General features: G+C 70.1%; 18 protein-coding genes. 10 read left to right on the top strand and 8 right to left on the bottom strand.

From position 1 onward, the window contains the following. Positions 1-243: 243 nt before the first annotated feature. Together ACMGFG_RS20740 and ACMGFG_RS20735 are read left to right on the top strand one after the other, a co-directional pair. Complete coding sequence (locus ACMGFG_RS20740; RefSeq protein ID WP_436932229.1) at positions 244-1,008, top strand: DNA-directed RNA polymerase subunit epsilon; 765 nt, start codon at positions 244-246, stop codon at positions 1,006-1,008. Positions 1,009-1,108: 100 nt separating this feature from the next. Then, the gene (locus ACMGFG_RS20735; protein ID WP_436932210.1) at positions 1,109-1,258 is read left to right on the top strand and encodes a DUF7557 family protein; all 150 of its coding nucleotides are present in this window, start codon (positions 1,109-1,111) and stop codon (positions 1,256-1,258) included. Between the two features lie 94 nt (positions 1,259-1,352). Here ACMGFG_RS20735 and ACMGFG_RS20730 read toward each other — a convergent pair whose 3' ends face one another. Next, positions 1,353-2,495 (bottom strand): CBS domain-containing protein, encoded by a 1,143-nt coding sequence (locus ACMGFG_RS20730; RefSeq protein WP_436932209.1) that lies wholly within the window; start codon positions 2,493-2,495, stop codon positions 1,353-1,355. Between the two features lie 540 nt (positions 2,496-3,035). On the opposite strand from ACMGFG_RS20730, the gene ACMGFG_RS20725 reads away from it, so the two are divergent. Beyond that, the gene (locus ACMGFG_RS20725) at positions 3,036-3,524 is read left to right on the top strand and encodes an HTH domain-containing protein (protein WP_436932208.1); all 489 of its coding nucleotides are present in this window, start codon (positions 3,036-3,038) and stop codon (positions 3,522-3,524) included. 174 nt (positions 3,525-3,698) lie between these two features. Continuing rightward, positions 3,699-3,893: a hypothetical protein gene (locus tag ACMGFG_RS20720; RefSeq protein WP_436932207.1), complete on the top strand. Its 195-nt coding sequence runs from the start codon at positions 3,699-3,701 to the stop codon at positions 3,891-3,893. A 39-nt stretch (positions 3,894-3,932) separates the two neighbouring features. Here the strand turns inward: ACMGFG_RS20720 and ACMGFG_RS20715 are convergent, their stop codons facing one another. Further along, positions 3,933-4,835: a hypothetical protein gene (locus tag ACMGFG_RS20715; RefSeq protein WP_436932206.1), complete on the bottom strand. Its 903-nt coding sequence runs from the start codon at positions 4,833-4,835 to the stop codon at positions 3,933-3,935. Between the two features lies 1 nt (position 4,836). After that, complete coding sequence (gene hisF / locus ACMGFG_RS20710) at positions 4,837-5,652, bottom strand: imidazole glycerol phosphate synthase subunit HisF (RefSeq protein WP_436932205.1); 816 nt, start codon at positions 5,650-5,652, stop codon at positions 4,837-4,839. A 167-nt stretch (positions 5,653-5,819) separates the two neighbouring features. On the opposite strand from hisF, the gene ACMGFG_RS20705 reads away from it, so the two are divergent. The 3 genes from ACMGFG_RS20705 to ACMGFG_RS20695 all read left to right on the top strand — a co-directional run bounded on the left by ACMGFG_RS20705 (position 5,820) and on the right by ACMGFG_RS20695 (position 11,781). Then, on the top strand, positions 5,820-6,266 hold the full coding sequence (locus ACMGFG_RS20705; RefSeq protein WP_436932204.1) for a DUF6789 family protein: 447 nt from the start codon (positions 5,820-5,822) through the stop codon (positions 6,264-6,266). Between the two features lie 157 nt (positions 6,267-6,423). Next, the gene (gene coxB, locus ACMGFG_RS20700; RefSeq protein ID WP_436932203.1) at positions 6,424-9,201 is read left to right on the top strand and encodes a cytochrome c oxidase subunit II; all 2,778 of its coding nucleotides are present in this window, start codon (positions 6,424-6,426) and stop codon (positions 9,199-9,201) included. 30 nt (positions 9,202-9,231) lie between these two features. Continuing rightward, entirely contained in the window at positions 9,232-11,781 is a 2,550-nt protein-coding gene (locus ACMGFG_RS20695) for a beta-mannosidase (RefSeq protein WP_436932202.1), read from the top strand. 30 nt (positions 11,782-11,811) lie between these two features. Here ACMGFG_RS20695 and ACMGFG_RS20690 read toward each other — a convergent pair whose 3' ends face one another. Both ACMGFG_RS20690 and trxA read right to left on the bottom strand, forming a co-directional pair. Beyond that, positions 11,812-11,976, bottom strand: coding sequence for a hypothetical protein (locus ACMGFG_RS20690; protein ID WP_436932201.1), 165 nt, complete (start codon positions 11,974-11,976; stop codon positions 11,812-11,814). 54 nt (positions 11,977-12,030) lie between these two features. Next, positions 12,031-12,450, bottom strand: coding sequence for a thioredoxin (trxA, locus tag ACMGFG_RS20685; protein ID WP_436932200.1), 420 nt, complete (start codon positions 12,448-12,450; stop codon positions 12,031-12,033). Positions 12,451-12,600: 150 nt separating this feature from the next. Here trxA and ACMGFG_RS20680 point away from each other — a divergent pair, with 150 nt between their 5' ends. Further along, positions 12,601-12,807, top strand: coding sequence for a DUF7550 family protein (locus ACMGFG_RS20680; RefSeq protein ID WP_436932199.1), 207 nt, complete (start codon positions 12,601-12,603; stop codon positions 12,805-12,807). A 9-nt stretch (positions 12,808-12,816) separates the two neighbouring features. Here the strand turns inward: ACMGFG_RS20680 and ACMGFG_RS20675 are convergent, their stop codons facing one another. After that, complete coding sequence (locus tag ACMGFG_RS20675; protein ID WP_436932198.1) at positions 12,817-13,410, bottom strand: YbhB/YbcL family Raf kinase inhibitor-like protein; 594 nt, start codon at positions 13,408-13,410, stop codon at positions 12,817-12,819. A 196-nt stretch (positions 13,411-13,606) separates the two neighbouring features. Here ACMGFG_RS20675 and ACMGFG_RS20670 point away from each other — a divergent pair, with 196 nt between their 5' ends. Continuing rightward, positions 13,607-13,993, top strand: coding sequence for a DUF7522 family protein (locus tag ACMGFG_RS20670; protein ID WP_436932197.1), 387 nt, complete (start codon positions 13,607-13,609; stop codon positions 13,991-13,993). Between the two features lie 114 nt (positions 13,994-14,107). Continuing rightward, positions 14,108-15,298: a hypothetical protein gene (locus ACMGFG_RS20665; protein ID WP_436932196.1), complete on the top strand. Its 1,191-nt coding sequence runs from the start codon at positions 14,108-14,110 to the stop codon at positions 15,296-15,298. 30 nt (positions 15,299-15,328) lie between these two features. Here the strand turns inward: ACMGFG_RS20665 and purL are convergent, their stop codons facing one another. Both purL and ACMGFG_RS20655 read right to left on the bottom strand, forming a co-directional pair. Further along, the gene (purL, locus tag ACMGFG_RS20660; protein WP_436932195.1) at positions 15,329-17,488 is read right to left on the bottom strand and encodes a phosphoribosylformylglycinamidine synthase subunit PurL; all 2,160 of its coding nucleotides are present in this window, start codon (positions 17,486-17,488) and stop codon (positions 15,329-15,331) included. 193 nt (positions 17,489-17,681) lie between these two features. After that, the gene (locus ACMGFG_RS20655) at positions 17,682-18,545 is read right to left on the bottom strand and encodes a universal stress protein (protein WP_436932194.1); all 864 of its coding nucleotides are present in this window, start codon (positions 18,543-18,545) and stop codon (positions 17,682-17,684) included. Between the last annotated feature and the right edge of the window lie 192 nt (positions 18,546-18,737).

Here is an 18,737-nt window from a genome sequence, read left to right as displayed (position 1 = left end):
CAACGGTCTATAGTAAGAGGAGTTCTCGCGAGACTACGACCGGACAGCGGCCGCGCGGTCCCCGTCACTGACTCGCATCAACCGCTCCGATCCGGAGACTCCGTTCCGCCTCCGGTCGCCGGCTCGTTGTTTAAGTATCTCTCGTCACAACGGGGTATAGTAAGAGGAAGCCGTCGGTCCTCTCCGTTCTTCGCGACCGCCTAGCCGGAGGATTCTATAGTGGCGAGGGCGAAGGCCGACGAGATGAACGGGGGACGCGACAGGGCCGACCACGGGCTCCGAGCGAGCGGCGAGCCGGTCGACCCGCGCGCGGAACGGGACGTGAGCACGCGGCCGGGAGACGGGTCGCTCGGGCGCGTCGAGGCGGCCAAGGACCAATCGTTCCGCCGGTGGGACGTGACGACGCCGAGCGCGACGCTCATCGGCCGGCCGGAGAACCCCGGGGAGGACGTGAGCGAGAACCTCCGGCGGCTCCACGACGAGCAACACCCGGCGATGGCGGGCCACGCAGAGCGGATGCACCGGCTGGAGAAAGCCCGTATCACCCACGCCTTCTGTAACCGGCTGGCGCTGACGCCGTGGGAGCGCGACCGGGCGCTGGGGATCATGACCGATCTGGACCTGACCGCCTTCGGGAGCCAGCGGGCCATCCAGAAGGTCGCGCTGGTCGTGATCCGCCACGTCGTCGACGACGAGCGCCAGCGGGTGCTCGGGCTGCACGACCGGGAGTGGGTCGCCGAGCAGCCGCCCGAGTCGCTGGCCGACCTGCACGAGCGGTTCGACTCGATCAAGGACGACCCGCGCTACCGGCGGCTCATGGACCTTGTCGGGCTGGACGTGACGAGCGTCAACCGGCTCGACCGGACGCTGCAGGACCAGCTCGACGAGCAGGACCTGCGCGGGGCCGTGTTCGGGCGCAACCCCCACCGGGACCCGAGCCTGCCGCAGATCCGCGACCGCGACCCCACCGAGGTGCCGCAGTCCGACGGCGATCCGAGCGCGGAGTGAGGACGGCATCCGTTCCCCCGTCGCCGCCCTCACCGACACCCCCGCCGATGCCCCCATCAGGTTCTTGCCGCTCGGCGTGCAATCGGTACGCAGAGCCCACATGACCACTACTATCGAGATCGACGACGACCTCGCCGAGCGGATGGAGGCCCACCTCGAGGACGACGAGTCGCTGGCCGAGCTGGTCGAGGAGCTGGTCAACATGTACGAGACGGAGGGTACCTTCCTACAGGAAGGTTACTCGGAGTAGCGTCGTCGGTCGGAGGGGGCGGCACCGGCAGCGAGGGGGACGGACCGCCGCGACGGCGGGACGGCGGTCCGTAGCGCGGTCGACGGTCGCGGACCTACAGTTCGCCGAGCTTGCGGAGCAGCTGGCCGCGGTACTCCTCGTCGGCCTGGACGTCCTTGAGTTCGAGGACGTTGCGTTCGAGCTTGTCGAGGGCGACGCCGAACGCGGAGTCGGCGCCGTATCCCTCGCCGGAGCCGGCGGCCTGGCCCTTGTTGGTGCGCAGGCGGATCTGCGAGCGGATCAGGGGCGTGCCACGCAGCTTCTCCTTGTGCTCGTGGAAGCGGACGTGGGCGTGCTGGACCTGCATGTCCTGGTACTTGTCGGCGACGCGCTCGATGCGCTGGCGGATGTCCTCGCGGCTGATCGTGTCCAGCAGCTTGATGTTGGTGATCTGCACGTCCATGTGCTCCTCCTCGGTGAACGTCAGCGCGCGGAGCACGTCGGTCTTGGTGAGGATGCCCTCGACGACGCGGTCGTCGCCCTCGGGCGTGACCACCAGCCCGGCGTAGTCGTTGTCGAGCATGCGCTCGACGGCGTCGCGGACGGACTCGTCGAGGGTGGTGGTGGCGACGGGGCTGGACATCTCGTCGTAGACCGGGAGGTCGAGGACGCGCTCGATGTCGCCGGCGCGCTCGCCGCGGGTCGCCTTGTCCATGTCGCGGACGACGATGTCGACGATGTCGTGGCGGGTGACCATCCCCGAGAGGTGGCCGTCCTCGTCGAGCACGGGGAGCCGGGAGATGCCGTGTTCGCGGAGGTGGTTGATCGCCTGGCCGACGTTGGTGTCCTCGTCGACGGTAACGACCTTCTCGGTGTAGATGTCCGAGACGGTGAGGGCGTCGAGGTTCTCGAGGACCGCCTCCAGGATCGCGTCCTCGGTGACGATCCCCCACAGGCGGTCGGCCTCGAAGACGGGGGCGACCTTGGTCCCGCCCTCGACGAGGACGCGGGCCACCTCGCGCACGTCGTCGGTGCGCTCGACCTTGGGGGCCGGCTGCAGCATCGCGCTGGCCTTGGTGTTGTCCTCGATGTGGGACTGCACCAGCTGTTTCTGCGTGATGATCCCGGCGTACTCGCCGTCGTCGGTGACGATCAGGCCCTTGGGATTCTCGCGCTCGAACTTCGACCGGACTTTCCCCAGCCGTTCGTCGACGTCGACCGCGACGTACTCGCTGGTGGCGATATCAGCAATATCCATCTGAATCTCCCATCACGAGAGTTCGACGCCGACACTATTCAAACTTGGCGACCGCTCCCGCTCGCCGGGAGTCCACATCCGCCACACCGCTATCGGTCCCACCGCCACGCCGCCGTCGACCCCTCCGCCGTGCCACCGGCTCCCGGCTGGCGACCCGCCCAGTCGGAGCCAGCGGTCCGATCCTCCCCGACGGCCTCCCGACCTGTCCCCGACGGCTTCCCGGCCCGTCATCGACAGCCTTCCGACCGGTACCGCTCACCTACTCCCACGACCATCCCGATTCCCCGTCGAGGAGTCCGCTCCGCCCGTCTCACCGAGAACTGTCCCGGCGAGCCGCCGACGGGAGTTCGACAGTAGTCGAATAATACTACGACTTTAATCGAATCCAACGTTTCGCGGGAACATCGAAAGCAGGACCGGATCGAAGTTAACGTTCGTTCAGCAGAGGCCCCGAACGACCGCCGTGACAAACACAAACATGGGTAAATCGGGAAAAACAGCAGAAGTTTTTTCATCTCCCCGCTCGCTGTTCCGGGTACGATGACGGGGACACAGCCGCGGATCGAACTCTACGTCCGGTCGCTGCTGCCGGACGGCGCGCACAACCGACAGGAGGCGGTCATCGACCGCCTCGAACGGCTCGACGCCGAGGACGAGATCGAGGACTTCTCGGTCATCGTCTGGGGCAAGCAGATCGCCCGCGACTCCTCGGGCGCCCGCACCGAGGAGGGCGAGTACATCCTCAACCGCGTCGCGGAGTTCAAGCAGTGGGCGCTGTCGAACAACGTCTCGCTGGAGTCGTTCTACCAGAAACACGACGTGGCCAACGACGCGACCGACGAACCGTACTCGGCCATCGTCCTCCCGGTGATGGGCCTCGCCGAGTACGAGGGCGAGGAACTGCGCCACGTCGCTCCCTGCAGCGAGGGCGACGAGGTCCACACCATCATGGACCGGCTCGACCGCCTCGAACGCGGCGAACCGACCGCGGTCGAACAGTCGCCCGACGTATCGATCCTCTCCGACTGAACGCGCTCCCCGTCACTCCCGTTTTCTACCCGCCGAGCGGCGGCTCCGAACTGACTCGCCGTCCGCCCACTCGCCGTCCGTGCACTTGCCGTCCGCGCACTTGCCGTCCGTGCGCCGCCACCTGCGAGTGCAGGGACGCGGTACTTCCGCGACAGTCCCCACTAGACGGTAGCAATGGTAACTCGCAATGCGGGTCCGCTGAAGAAGATCGGTATCGTCTCGACGCTCGTCGACGCCGCGCTGGCGTTCGCCCGCGGCCACCCGAAGAGCGGCGCGCTGCTGGTCGCCGCGGCGGCACTGTCCTCGAAGGTCCCCGCGCTCGGCACGCTCACGTCGGTCGCGCTCCGGATCGCCCGCCGACTCCGGTAACCTCGCCCGCCGACCCGACGGCTGTCCGTCGACCGCGCGTCAGCAGACGAACACCGTCGCGGACACGTCGCCCTCGGGACCGGCGTGGGCGTCGACCCCGACCAGTTCGGCCCCGCCGTCGGAGAGCCCGCCGGCCTCGTCGACGTAGCCGTCGACCAGCGCGGCGGCCAGCGCCTCGGGCGAGTCGACGGCGGGGTCGCCCTCCTCGAACGACCGCGAGAACGGGGTGATCCGCTCGACGCCGTCGCCGCAGGCGCCGTCGAGCGCCCGTCCCAGGCGCTCGCCGCTCGGTATCGATCCGGTCCCGGCCGTCTCGCTGACCCGGCCCTGGTTGTACAGCCGGGCCGCGTCGGCCACGTTCCCGTTCCACTCGTACTCGGCGAGTCCCGCGTCGGCCCGGCGGTCGTTCAGCTCGGCGACGAACGCCGTCTCCGTCTCGCCGAGGTCGACGCCGCGGTACTCGCTGGCACTGCCGGGGACGCTGTCCATCCCCGGGAGCGTGACGACGCCCAGCAGCGCGAGTACCAGGACGGCCCCGGCCACCAGCGCGAACGCCAGCCCGACCAGATAGCGGGCGTTCAGCAGGTCGAGGTAGGAGGTCCCGCCCAGTTCCTCGGCGTAGTCGGCCTCGTCCGGGACCGTCCGCTCCAGGCTGGCGTTGCCACAGCGACTGCAGGGCGGCGAGTTCTTCTGGTGGACCCGACCGCACTCCGGACAGACCCACACCGGCTCGCGCTCGTGGTCGGGGTCGTCGGGCGCGACCGGGACGACGGCCTTCTCGAACTTGTGGTGACCGCAGTTGTCACAGGGCGGGTCGTTGCGCTCGTGGGGTTTGTCGCACCACGCGCAGCGCCACTTCGCCGAGCCGCCCGCGTCGGTGCCGTCCGAGGTTCCGGTCCCGCTCGCGGCGTCGCCACCGCCCGGACTGTCGCCGCCGCTCATCTTACAGCCTGACGGGCACGTCGCGGTCGTCCAGGTACCGCTTCACCTCGTCGATGGAGTACTCGTCGAAGTGAAAGATCGACGCCGCCAGCGCCGCGTCCGCGCCGGCCTCGGTGAACACCTCGTGGGCGTCCTCCGGGCCGCCACAGCCCGACGAGGCGATGACGGGCGTCGAGACGGCGTCGCAGACCGCCTTCGTCAGCGGGATGTCGTAGCCGTCCTTCGTCCCGTCGGCGTCGATGGAGTTGACGAACAGCTCGCCCGCCCCGCGCTCCTCCGCTTCCTCGGCCCACGACACCACGTCGACGCCCGTCCCCTCACGGCCGCCCTTGACCGTGCACTCGAACCAGCAGGACTCGCCGTCGACCTCGACGTAGTGCTCGCCCTCCTCGTCGAAGCGCCGCCTCGCGTCGACGCTGATGACGATGCACTGGTTGCCGAAGGCGCGGGCGCCCTCGGTGATGAGCTCCGGCCGCTCCAGCGCGCCGGTGTTGATCGACACCTTGTCCGCGCCCGCCCGGAGCGTCTCCTTCACGTCCTCGCGGGTGCGGATCCCGCCGCCGACGGTGAGCGGGATGAACACCTCGTCGGCGACCTGCGAGACCGTGTCGAGCATCGTCTCGCGGCCCTCGGCGCTGGCCGTGATGTCGAGGAAGACGAACTCGTCGGCGCCGGCCTCGTTGTACTTCTTGGCCATCTCGACGGGGTCGCCCGTGTAGGCCAGGTCCTCGAAGTTCACCCCGGTGTAGACCGCGGCCGACCCCTCGTCGTCCAGGTCCACATCGATACAGGGGATGATCCGCTTCGTCAGAGCCATCTATACCGACGACTCGGGCGGCGAGCGGCAAAAGGTATCCGCCTTCCCGGGCGGGTCGACCCCCGATCGGGCCCCAGCACCGACGGTCGGCCGCGGGTCCCGCCCGGCCCGAGCCAGCGGCGGTATCCGGGGCATACTTTTGGGGCGGATCCGCGAACCGCCGACGAATGAACCGGCCACTCAGCGCGGTCGTCGCCGGCGGGGTCGGCACGATGGTCATGTCGGCGGCGCTGGCGATCTTCGAGGTCCAGACCCGCTACGCCATCGGGATCTTCGAGACCATCGCCCGGTTCGTCCGGATGCCCGAGAGCCTCTTCGTCGGCTTCGTCGTCTACGCGCTGGTCGGCACCGTCGCCTGGCCGCTGCTGTTCGTGAGCCTGAAACCCTACGTCCCGCTCGACCTCGATCCCGCGGTCGCGGGCATGCTGTTCGCGCTCCCGCTGTGGGTCGCCTTTGCCATCGTCGGCCGCGGCGACGTCGAGGGCGCGCTCGTCGTCCTCTTCGTCGCGTTCACCCTCATCGCACACCTCGTCTACGGGTTCGTCCTCGGCGCGGTGTACGCGAGCCTCGCCGACGAACACGCGTCGGGTCCGGCCGCACCGGCCGCCGAGTAAGTCGGGAAGACATCGGCCGCCGAGTAAGTCGCGGTTACACCGGCCGGCGAGTAAGTCGCGGCCACACCGCTCCCGTCGGCGAGTAAGCGCGTCCGACCGGCCGGTGCCCGACGTATACTTTTCCCGTATCTGTCGCAACACCCGGCAACCTCGCCCGATGTCGGGACTCATCGCCGCCCTGGTCGTCGTCGGGTGCTGCGCCCCCGCGGCGGTCGTGTGGTACCGAACGAGGCCCTTCGCGGACCGCCAGCAGCGGCGACCCGACGGGACCGACGACGGCTCGACCCCAGCCCGCGCCGACGGCGGTGGGACGGTGCGGGCGAAGCCGCTCGGCCCGCGGCGCTGGCTGACGACCGTCGACCACCGCGACGTGGGCCTGCTCTACCTCGCCTTCGGAACGATCGCCGGCCTCTGGGGCGGGATGGACGCGATGATGATGCGGACGGAGCTACTGACGCCGACCGTCTCCGTCTGGAACGCCGAGACGTACAACGCCCTCTTCACCACCCACGGCATCACGATGCTGTTTTTCTTCGCCGCGCCGGTGTTCGCCGGCATCGCCAACTACGTCATCCCGCTGCTGATCGGCGCCGACGACATGGCGTTCCCGCGGATCAACGCCCTCGCCTTCTGGCTGTTGCCCCCCGCGTTGCTGATCGCCCGCGCCGGGATCGTCACCGAACTCGTCGGCAAGACCCTCGAAGGCGCGCTCGGGCTCGTCCCGCCGGGCCTCCTGGCCCGGTTCGGCGGCGCGGGCGCCGTCGTCGACCCGCTCCTGTTGCTGGAGCCGCCGGGGGTCGGCTGGACGATGTACACGCCGCTGTCGATCCAGAGCCCCAACCAGCAGATCAACCTCCTGTTGCTCGGTCTGCACCTCAGCGGCGTCGCGACCACGATGGGGGCGATCAACTTCATCGCGACCATCGTCACCGAGCGCGGCCCGGAAGTCTCGTGGGCCGACCTCGATCTCTTCTCGTGGAACATCCTCACCCAGTCGGGGATCATCCTGTTCGCGTTCCCCCTGCTGGGCAGCGCGATGGTCATGCTGCTGCTCGACCGGACTGTCGGGACGACCTTCTTCACCGTCGACGGCGGCGGCCCCATCCTCTGGCAGCACCTGTTCTGGTTCTTCGGTCATCCCGAGGTGTACATCCTCGTCCTCCCCGCGTTCGGCCTCGTCAGCTACATCCTCCCGAAGTTCGCCGGCCGCGAGCTGTTCGGCTTCCGCTTCGTCGTCTACTCGACGCTCGCGATCGGCGTCCTGAGCTTCGGCGTCTGGGCCCACCACATGTTCTCGACGGGTATCGACCCGCGGGTCCGTGCGAGTTTCATGTTCGTCTCCATCGCCATCGCCGTCCCCAGCGCCGTGAAGACGTTCAACTGGATCGCGACGCTGTGGAACGGCCGGATCCGGCTCACTGCGCCGATGCTGTTCTGCCTCGGCGGCCTCGCGCTGTTCGTCGTCGGCGGCATCACCGGCGTCTTCCTCGCCTCCATCCCGGTGGACCTGGTCGTCCACGACACCTACTACGTCGTCGGCCACTTCCACCTCATCGTCATGGGGGTCATCCCCTTCAGCATGTTCGCGGCCTGTTACTACTGGTTCCCGCTCATCACGGGCCGGTGGTACAACCGCCCCGTCGCCGTCGCCCAGGCCGTCCTGCTGACCGTCGGCTCCGCGTTGACCTTCCTTCCGATGCTCGTCACCGGGATGGAGGGGCTCCCCCGGCGCTACGCCACCTACCCCGAAGCCTTCGCCTTCCTCAACCAGGTCTCCTCGGCCGGCGCGTATCTGGTCGGCCTCGCCGCCGCCCTCTGGCTGTTCAACATGGTGCAGTCCTACCGCGTCGGCCCGCCGGTCACCGACGACGACGCCTGGGACCTCGCCGAGACCGACCAGCGCGCCCGCGAGTGGCACCACCCCTCGGGCCGACCGACACAGCGAGCCCCCGCGATCGAAGATCCTGCACCAGAGAACGGCGCGAGCGACGAGAGCGAAACGGGCACCGACGGCGGCGCGCCGACCGACGACGCGCCGGCCGAACCGGGCCGAGCGAGCGCCCTCGACCGTTCGACCCGCGACGAGCAGATCGGCGGCCGGGGACCGCTCCGGCTGGTCGCCGCGGCGACGGTCGCCATCGCCGTCCTCGTCGTCGCCGGGCGGCTGCTGCTCCCGCTGAACGGCTTCGACTCGACGACCGAGGCGCTGATCCGGACGCTCAACCGCCGGCTCCTGCTGGTGGCCGTCCCGCTCGCCCTGTTCGTCGAGAGCGTCCTGGTCTACGCCGTCTACCGGTTCCGCGGCGGCGTCGCGCTCCGGACGCCCGAGAACAAGCCCCTGGAGATCGGCTGGACGGTCGCGACCGCGTTCGTGCTCCTGTTCGTCGCCGTCGTCTCCTACCAGGTGCTGGGCTCGCCGTTCGTCGCCGCGACGCCGGAACCCGAGCGCGAGCGGCCCGCCGACGCCGTCGAGATCGAGATCGTTGCCGAACAGTTCAACTACGGCGTCCGCTACCCGGCGGCGAACGCCTCGGTCGCGGACGCCGACGTGATCTACGCGCCGACCGACCGGCCGGTGTACTTCGAGGTGACCGCCGAGGACGTGTTGCACTCCGTCCACATTCCCGCCCTGGGGCTCAAGCAGGACGCCTTCCCCGGCCAGTGGAACCAGATCCGCACGCGCCTGCTTGACACCGGGGAGTACCGCCTCTACTGCGCGGAGTTCTGCGGCGTCGGCCACTCGCGGATGCGGACGACCCTCAGCGTCGTCACGCCCGCGGAGTACCGCAACCGGGTCGACGCGATCGCCGATGGGACGGGCAACGGAACGGCTGGGAACGGGACCGCCGGGAACGCCTCCGCCACGAGCGCGAAGACCGATCCCCCGTCGGCTCCGGCAGGGGGAGTCGGCGGACCGACGTTCCGGGGACGGTAGGTTTTACTGCCGGCGGAGACCACCGCGACTATGCGAAAACGTTCACTCGCGGGCGAGTGGCAGTTTCGCCGCGAGGGCGGCGAGTGGCGGACGGGGTCGGTGCCGGGCGGCGTCTACACCGATCTCCTGAACCTCGACGCGATCCCCGACCCGTTCGTCGAGGACAACGAACTCGACGTGCAGTGGGTCGGGGAGTCCGACTGGACCTACCGCCGCACGTTCTCGGTCGACGAGCGACTGCTCGACCACGACCGGGTACTCCTGCAGTGCGACGGCCTCGACACCGTCGCCACCGTGTCGGTCAACGGCCAGGTCGTCGGCGAGTCCGTCAACATGCACGTCGGCCACGAGTTCGACGTGAGCGATGCACTCGAACCCGGCGAGAACGAGATCACCGTGGCCTTCCGCTCGCCCGTCGAGTACGGCCAGGAGCGAGCCGCCGAGTACCCCTACGAGGTGCCCTGTATCCGCTACCCCGTCGACCAGCCCGGCCGCCCGTTCGTCCGGAAGGCCCAGTGTCACTACGGGTGGGACTGGGGCCCGTGTCTCCCGACGATGGGTATCTACCGCGACATCTCGCTGGTCGCCTACTCCGAGCCCCGGGTGCGCTACACCAAGACCGAACAGGACCACGACGGCGAGGGCGTCGAACTGACCGTCCGCGCCGGGGTCGACGCGCCGACCGCCGGCACCTACGACCTGACCGTCGAGGTGGCCGACACCGTGGTCACCGAGTCCGTCGAGCTGGACGCCGGTGAGCAGGAGGTCGAGTTGACGGTCCCGGTCGACGAGGACTCGGTCGAACTGTGGTGGCCGAACGGCTACGGTGACCAGCCGCTGTACGATCTGGACGTGTCGGTCGGCGACGGCGAGGGTCGCACCCACCACACGCACTCGGCTCGTGTGGGCTTCCGCGAGGTCGAGGTCGTCGTCGAACCGGACGAGGTGGGCACCTCCTTCTACTTCGAGGTCAACGGCGAACCCGTCTACGCGAAGGGGGCCAACACCATCCCGACCTCGCCGTTCTACGGCGACGTGACCGAGGAGCGCTACGAACACCTAGTCCGCAGCGCCGCCGACGCCAACATGAACATGCTCAGAGTGTGGGGCGGCGGCTACTACGAGGAAGACGAGTTCTACGATCTGTGCGACGAGTACGGCCTGCTCGTCTGGCAGGATTTCATGTTCTCCTGCTCGCTGCACCCCGCGAACGACGAGTTCCTCGACACCGTCGAGGAGGAGGTACGCTACCAGGTCCGCAGGCTCGCGAACCACCCCTCCATCGCGCTGTGGTGCGCGAACAACGAAAACGAGGAGGCCGCCCAGAACTGGTTCGTCGACCACGACCACCACGAAGACCACCTCGACGACTACGCCGCCCTCTACGAGGAGACGGTCGGACCGGCCTGCCGCGAGGAGGATCCCTCGCGGACGTACTGGCCGGGGTCGCCGTCCAGCGGCCCGGACGAGCTCGAACCGTACGTCTTCGAGAAGGGCGACATCCACTACTGGGACGTGTGGCACCAGGGCCAGCCCTTCGAGGACTACCTGACCACCGAGCCGCGGTTCGTCTCCGAGTTCGGCTACCAGTCGTTCCCCTCCACCGATTCCCTCAGAACCGTCCTCGACGAGGCGGACTTCAACCCCACCTCGCCGATGATGGAACACCACCAGCGCAACCCCGGCGGCAACACGACTATCCTCCGCCGGATGGCCGACTACTTCCGGATCCCCTTCGACTTCGACGACTTCGTCTACCTCTCGCAACTCCTGCAGGCCGAGGCGATGTCGACGGCCATCGAACACTGGCGCCGCCGGAAACCGACCGCGATGGGCGCGCTGTACTGGCAGCTCAACGACCTGTGGCCCGTCGCGTCGTGGTCCTCTATCGAGTACGACGGCAAGTGGAAGGCCCAGCAGTACGCCGCCCGCCGGCAGTTCGCGCCCGTTCTCCTCTCCTTCCATCCTTCCTTCGAGGGCCGCGACGGCGTCGACAACGCCCAGGCCGAGGACCCCGAGGACATCGACTGGGGCGACGTGACCGCCCAGACCCTGTGGGTCACCAGCGACGAGACCGACCCGCTATCCGGCGAAGTCGCCCTCGAAATCGTCACCTTCGACGGGGAACTCGTCCACGAGGAGACGGTCGCGGTGGACATCGACGCCCACGAGAGCACCGAACTGGCGACCGTCGCCCGCGAGGACCTGCCCGGAGGCGTCGACCCGGCCGAAGTGATGGTCCGCGCGACGTTCGAGGGCGACCGCGACGGCGAAGCGGTCCCGGACTCGTACCCCGCCACCGCCTTCTTCGAGGACTACAAGCGGCTGGACCTGCCGGAGACCGACCTCACCGTCGAGGTCGACGGCGCGGACGTGACGGTCGCGGCCGAGGGCGCGGCGCTGTTCGTCGAACTCGACCCCGGAACGACGGCTGGCGCGTTCTCGGACAACTACGTCCACCTCGCGCCCGGCGAGGAGCGGACGCTCACCTTCGACGCCTACGACGGACGCCGCGACGCGCTCGTCGAGGCCGACCTCGAAGACGAACTCTCGGTGCGTCACCTCAGAGAGACGTACTGACCGACGGGACGAGCCGGCGGCTCCCGTCGGTCAGTCCGGGTCGTCGTCCCGTACGTCCTGCCAGGTCGACTCACCGAAAAACGACTGTAGCGCCGTCAGGACGCCGACGTATGTCCCGAACGCGACGACCGCCGTCGGGACCACCAGCGCGAGCACCAGGGCGCCGAACCCGGTATCGACGAGGGGGAGCGTCACGGGTCTTCGCTCCGGTCGGAAGAACGCGGTTTCATGATGGGTGCTTCGGGGGGACTACCCGTGCTGTTCGACCGCGGCGACCAGCGACGCCTTGTCCTGGACGCCGACCAACCGGTCCGCGACCGACCCGCCGGCGAACAGGGCGAGCGTGGGGACGCCCTGGACGCCGTACTCCCGAGCGAGCCGCTGGTTGGCGTCGACGTCGACCTTCGCGACGGCCGCGTCCGTCTCGGCGGCCACGTCCTCGACCACCGGTTCGAGCATCTGACAGGGGCCACACCAGTCGGCGTAGAAGTCCGCGAGGACAACGTCGTGATCCGCGACGAGCCGGTCGAGCTCCGAAGCGTCGCCGACGTGAACCGGCTCCGACGGCGCGCTCGAACCCTCGTCGGATCCGGCGCCACCGGTTGATTCTCCCCGAAGCTCCGCCATCTTCGCTTCCCTGATCTCCTCGATCGATCTGTCCTGGCTCATCGCCCGACCCTACGGCGCGACGGGTCTTATTTGTTTTGTGTACATTGCACAATACTGTGCGCGGTCGTCGGGAGACGCGGTCCGGACGGTCGGCGGTGCGACGCGAGCCGTTCCGACACGCTAAGGTTCCCCCCGGCTGAATCGGGAACCATGGTCGACGAACACGAGGACGCGGCGCACGGACACGAGGACCGCCCGGACTACGACCCCGCGGACAAGGACCTCCCGGCGCGAGAGCCGCCGCTGCGCTCGACGGCACCGCAGAGCGACTACACCGGCCGCGACGTGGGCGTCGGCGCCGCCGTGCTGCTCGTCGGGCTCGTCGTCACCTTCGTTCTCCCCCTCGCGCTGGTCTGACGCGAGCCGTCAGCGGTCCGACCGGGTGTCCGTACCAGAGCCGGCCAGCGGCCGCGTGTACTCGACGGTGAACCGGCGGCTCGCGAGGACGGCGTTGCCGACCGCCTCGCTCGCGGCGTCGTGGCTCGCGCCGCCCTCGACGCCGAGGCGCTCCGAGAGCGCGTACACCTGAAAGCGGTAGGTGAACGGTTCGCCCCTGGGCGGACAGGGCGGCATGTACCCGACCTCGCCACCCTCGGGCCGGCCCTGCCGTGCATCGCCGAGCGACTCGACGACAGGGTCGCCCGGGAGCGCGGCGGGGATCCGGTCGCGGTCGGGCGGGACGTTCCACAGCGTCCAGAAGGTCCTGTCGGTGATCGGCCCCTGGTTGAACGAGGCCGTCACCGCCAGAGCCGCGGTCGGTTCCGGCGTGCTCTCGACGGCGAATGGCGGGGAGACGCCCTCGCCGTCGCAGGCGTGGCGAGCCGGCAGCTCCCCGTCGGTGGCTATCGCCCGGCTCGAGACGCGGAACGGACGGGGCGTCTCGCTCCCGGGGGCGGAACAGCCCGCGAGGCCGAGAGCCGTCCCGCCGGCGAGCGTCGCGAGGAGGTCCCGGCGGCGCATAGCGGGCCTGAGGGCGGGCCGTTAATCGGGGCTTCGATCCACGCCGTACACTGTCGGTGCCGCCGCGCTACACGCGTGGCGGCGACACGGTCGCTCCTGCCCGGCGCCGCTCCGGTCTGCCGGGTCACACAGGGGGTTCTCTCAGCGCGTGAAGTCGGTGGGAACGGTTTTTATCCCCGTTCGCTTCCCCCGTGACGTGAGCGTGACGAAATACCAGGGGCTGATCGAGCGCCTTCAGGAACGCGCGGGCGAGAGTCTGTTGACAGTCACACGGTTCACCGAGGCGGAGTCGGAGTTCCTCTACGGCGAGGAGTGGTTCGAGCGGTTCGTCGCCGCGGTCGACACGCGCTCCCCGGAGAAGATGCACGAGGACGCGGTGTACAACCTCCAGCAGGCCGAGGTGAGCGGCGAGCTCTACGGGAGCCGCGTCCGCTCCGAGATCCGGGTCACCGAAGACGGGATCGGGATCGCCCTCTACCCCGGCGACGGCGTCGGGTTCCACGTCCTGCTCGACGACGAGGCGTCGGTCGACGTGCCCGCCGTCGTCGACGAGGCACTCGGGGAGATCGGCGAACCCCCGTAGGCGAGTCCTCGAAGATCGTTCCCGGACGGGTCCCCGACGCTCGTTCCCCCGGTGGATGACTGCCACCGGCGGTCGGTCCCCAGGTTTATGACGATCGGTTGACCACTCCCGGGTATGTGCGCTTCCCTCCAGCGACGCCCGGCCGCCGACGGTCCGACGACCGCCGGGCACGCCGCGCTGGCCGCCCTGCTGGCCGGGCTCGTCCTCGTCAGGATCGGTGTCGGCCACGTCGCCGGGACGCTCCGGTCGGAGACGGGCCTGCTCGGGGTTCCGGCGGTGGTGACCCTCGCGTACAGCGTCGTCGCGCTCGCCGCGCTCGGCGCCGTCTACGCGGCGTTCTCGGCGCACGCCGAGGAGCGACTCGACAGGGCCGAACTGACACAGGCGGGGCTGGCGGTGACGCCGCTGGTGGTCGTGGCGGTCTACGTCGCGTTCGACCGCCTGGCGGTCGGCGTCTCGGCCGCCCCGGTCGCGAGGGCGGGCGGGTATCTGGTCGCCGTCGGGCTGCTCGCCGTCGGGTACGCGCGGGTCGCCGACCTCGAGGTTCCGACGACGCCGCCGACCCGCGACGGCTGGGTCGCGACCGGCCTCGCCGTCGCCGCCGTCGCTGCGAGTGCTGGGCTCGCTGCGGTCGGCGCGTCGCTTCTCGGGTGGCCCGGCGGGCCGTTCGCGTCGTTCCGGTATCCGTCGACCCTGTCGGTCCCGTCGTTCGTACTCGCGACGGCAGTCCCGACCGCGATCACGGCCGTCGGCACGGCGCTGCTGTTCAACGGGGCGGTCCAGTCTGCGCTCCGTCGCCACCGGTCGCCGGCCGCAGCCGCCGGCGCCGTCACGCTGCTCGCGTTCGCCGCCGACTGGGTGATCGCCGCCGTGCCGCCCGCGCTCGGAGCCGTCGCCGCGCCGGTGCCGTCCGCCGTCCGGTGGGCCGTCGTCCTGGCGGCGCTGGTCGTCGCCGTCCTCGCGGTGCTGGCCGCCGCCGTCGGCTACGGCCGCGTCTGGGACGAGCGCGCCGGCGCCTCGATGGACGACTATCCGACGCTCGGTGCCGTGACCGCGGCCGGCGCCGCCGGGGTCGGCCTCGCGCTCGCTGTCGCCACCGCTCTGGGGGGTAGTCCGGGCCCTGCGGTGGTCAGCTACGCCGTCGCCGTCGGCGCCGGCGCTGTCGCCTTCGAACGCACGCAAACCGTCTGGGCCCCCACCGTCGTCTACGCGGCCCACGGGATCGCGATAGCACTCGCCACCCGATACGTGGTTTCGGGCGGCGCGGGCGGCGACGCGGTGACCGTCGGCCTGTCTCTCCTCTGAGCCGACTCGACGCCGAGGTCGACCTCGATCTCAGTCCAGTTCCCGCTCGATCACGTCGCGCAGCTCGGCGATCTCGGCCGCGTCGTAGGACAGGTCGTCGTCGGCCAGCGCCACGTCGAGGGTCCCGGAGCCGTCGGCCGTCCCGAGGTCGTACACCGGCGCGACGCCGTCGAACGCCTCGCGGACCGCGCTCGGGTCGGTCGTCTCGACGACGACGCGACCGGCCTGTTCGCCGAACAGCAGCGCCGCGGGCGAGCCCTTCGACGGGGCGTCGAGGTCGACGCTCGCGCCGGCGGCGTCGGTGACCATCTCGGCGAGCGCCACCGCGAGGCCGCCGTGGCTCACGTCGTGGGTGGCCAGCGTCGCGTCGTCGTTCGCCACGTCGACCAGCGTGTCGACGAACGCGTCGGGGTTCGCGAGCGACTCGGGGAAGCGGTCGGTGCCGCCGAACTGCGCGAGGTACTCCGAGCCGCCGAGCCGCGGTTCGGCGTCACCCTCCAGCGAACGGGCGCCGACCAGCAGGAGGTCGCCCTCGCCGGACAGCGCCGCGGGCGGCGCGTCGTAGCCGTCCTTGACGCCGACCAGAGCGAGCGTCGGCGTCGGCGGGATCGGGCCGGCGACCGAGTCGTTGTACAGCGAGACGTTCCCGCCCAGCACCGGCACGTCGAGCGTCGAGCACATCTCGGCCAGCCCGTCGACGATCCCCTTGAACCCGCCGTACACGTCGGGCTTCTCGGGGTTGCCGCCGTTGAGGCAGTCGACCGCGGCGTGGGGCGTCGCGCCCTTCGCGGCGACGTTGGTGGCGTTCTCCAGCGCGACCGCGCGGGCGCCCTCGTACGGTGCGGCCGCCGTCCAGTTGGGGTCGGCGCCCGAGGAGAACGCCAGCCCGGTTCCGGCTTCCCTGATCGCCAGCACGGCCGCGTCGTCGCCCGGCCGCGTGGCGGTGCGGACCTGCACCTCGTGGTCGTACTGCCGGTAGACCCACTCTTTCGAGGCGGTGTTCGGACTGCCGACGACGGCCTCGAACGCCTCCGTCAGGTCGACGCTCTCCGGGAGGTCCCGCTCCTGTTCCGCCGGTTCCTCGGCGGGCAGGTCGTTGTACGGCGCGCCGTCGCCGAGGAACTCCGCGGGCGCGTCGACGACGACCTCGCCCTCGAACGTGCAGACGTAGTTGCCGTCGGTGACCTCGCCGATGACCGAGGCGCCCAGATCGTAGCGGTCTGCGATCGCCTTCACGCGGTCGACGTTCTCCGGGCGGACCTCGTAGCACATCCGCTCCTGGCTCTCGGCGAGCAGGTACTCCATGGCGTTCATGTTCGGCTCGCGCTCGTGGACGTTCGTCAGCTCGATGTCCGCCCCGAGGCCGCCCTTGGCGACCATCTCGGAGGACGCGCCGCCCAGCCCCGCCGCGCCCAGGTCCCGGGCCGATTCGATCAGGCCCTCGTCGATCAGGGCCTCGTTGGCCTCGATCAGGAGCTTCTCGGTGTAGGGGTCGCCGACCTGGACCGCCGGGCGGTCCTCGGTTTCGGCGTCCTCGGCGAGGTCCTCGCTGGCGAAGGAGGCGCCCCCGAGGCCGTCACGGCCCGTCGAGTTGCCGACGAGCAGCAGCTTGTTCCCCGGTTCCTGGGCCTCCGCGGTGACCAGTCGGTCGGGGTCGTCGATCAGCCCGACGCAGGCGACGTTCACGAGGGGGTTGCCCTCGTAGTCGTCGTGGAAGGCCGTCGAGCCGGTGACGGTGGGGACGCCGATGCAGTTGCCGTAGTGGGAGATGCCCTCGACGACGCCCTCGAAGAGATAGCGGGAGTGTTCGCGGTCGAAGTCGCCGAAATAGAGGGAGTCCGCGAGCGCGATGGGGTAGGCACCCATCGAGAGGGTGTCGCGGACGATGCCGCCGACGCCGGTGGCCGCGCCGTCGAACGGGTCCACGTAGGAGGGGTGGTTGTGACTCTCGATCCCCATCGTGATGTAGGTCTCGCCCTCGTCCGACGGGATTGAGACGACTCCCGCGTCGTCGCCGGGACCTACGACCACCTGGTCGCCCTCGCTGTCGAAGGCGCTCAGCAGCGGCCACGACGAGCGGTAGGCGCAGTGCTCGCTCCAGAGGTTCTCGAACAGCGCGGCCTCGGCCCGGGTGGGCTCCCGGCCCAGCTCCTCGACCACGAGCTCGTGGTCGGCGTCGGACAGACTCATTACCGGACGGTCGCTCCCGGCCGGCTAAATCGCTTTCCATGCGCGCCCGGAGGCCGGCGTCTCGCCGGGGCTGGAGCGCTCGGTCGGGTCGGCCGCCGTCGTTTCCGTCCGGGTCGGCCGCCGTCGTTTCCGTCCGGGTCGGCCGCCGTCGTTTCCGTCCGGGTCGGCCGCCGTCGTTTCCGCCCGCGCTCGCCTACTCGGTGGACGCCCGGACGGACAGCACCGGGACCGAGGCCGAGCGCATCAGGTTCTCGGTGACGCTCCCGAGGATCCGCTTGTCGAGGCCGGTCCGGCCGTGGGTGCCGACGACGACCAGACCGATCCCGTGGTCGTCGACGTACTCGACGAGCCGGTCGACGACGTCGCCCTCTTCGAGGACGGTCTCGACGGCGACGCCCCGCTCGTCGGCGCGCTCCCTGGCGGGGACGAGCGCCTCCGTCTCGCGCTGCTCGCGGGCCTCGGCGAGCCGCGAGGACCCCAGGTCGATGCCCAGCACGTTCGATTCGAGGACCGACACGACGTGGAGGGCCCCGCCGGTGGCCGCGGCGATGCCGACCCCCTCGTCGACGGCCGCCGCCGAGCCCTCGCTGCCGTCCGTGCCGACGAGGATCGACTCGGGCGGGTACGTGGGGTCGCTCTCGGGCGGGACGACCAGCACCGGCGCCACGCTGTTGCGGACCACCCGCTCGGTGACGCTCCCGAGGATGATCCGCTCGATGTCGCGGCTCCCCCGGGTGCCCATCACCACCAGGTCGATCCCGCGGTCGTCGACGTAGTCGCAGATCGTCCGCGAGGGGCCGCCCTGGACCACCTCGTCGACCGTCTCGACGCCGGCGCGGCGGGCCTTCCCGGCCGCTTCCTCGACGATGTCGCGGCCCTCGCCCTCCAGCACGTCCCGGACCTGGCCCTGGACGTTCGCCAGGCTGGGCTGGTTGGTATCGGCGACGTACAGCACGTGCAGCGTCGCGTCGTGGGCGTCGGCCGCGGCGATGGCCGCGTCGAGGGCCGTCTCGGCCGCGTCGCTCCCGTCGGTCGGGAAGAGGATGTCGTCGTACATGTCACTACCTCCACGGGCCAGCCTCAAAAGCGCTGTCTGCGACGGCCCGGCGGCTCCCCGCCGACTCCACGGCTCGACCGAGGGCCGACCCGGGATCGGACGAACATATTCGCACCCGGTGGAAAAGTGCGAACCGGTTCGGCCCTGTTTATATTACACCGACCCCCGATGCTGGGGTCTGTTTTCAGGCCC

Source organism: Halosimplex halobium (assembly GCF_051414055.1).
In the GTDB taxonomy this organism is placed as follows: Archaea; Halobacteriota; Halobacteria; order Halobacteriales; family Haloarculaceae; genus Halosimplex; species Halosimplex halobium.
Note: the sequence above shows the minus strand (reverse complement) of the source record. Positions and strands in the feature narration are given on the sequence as shown.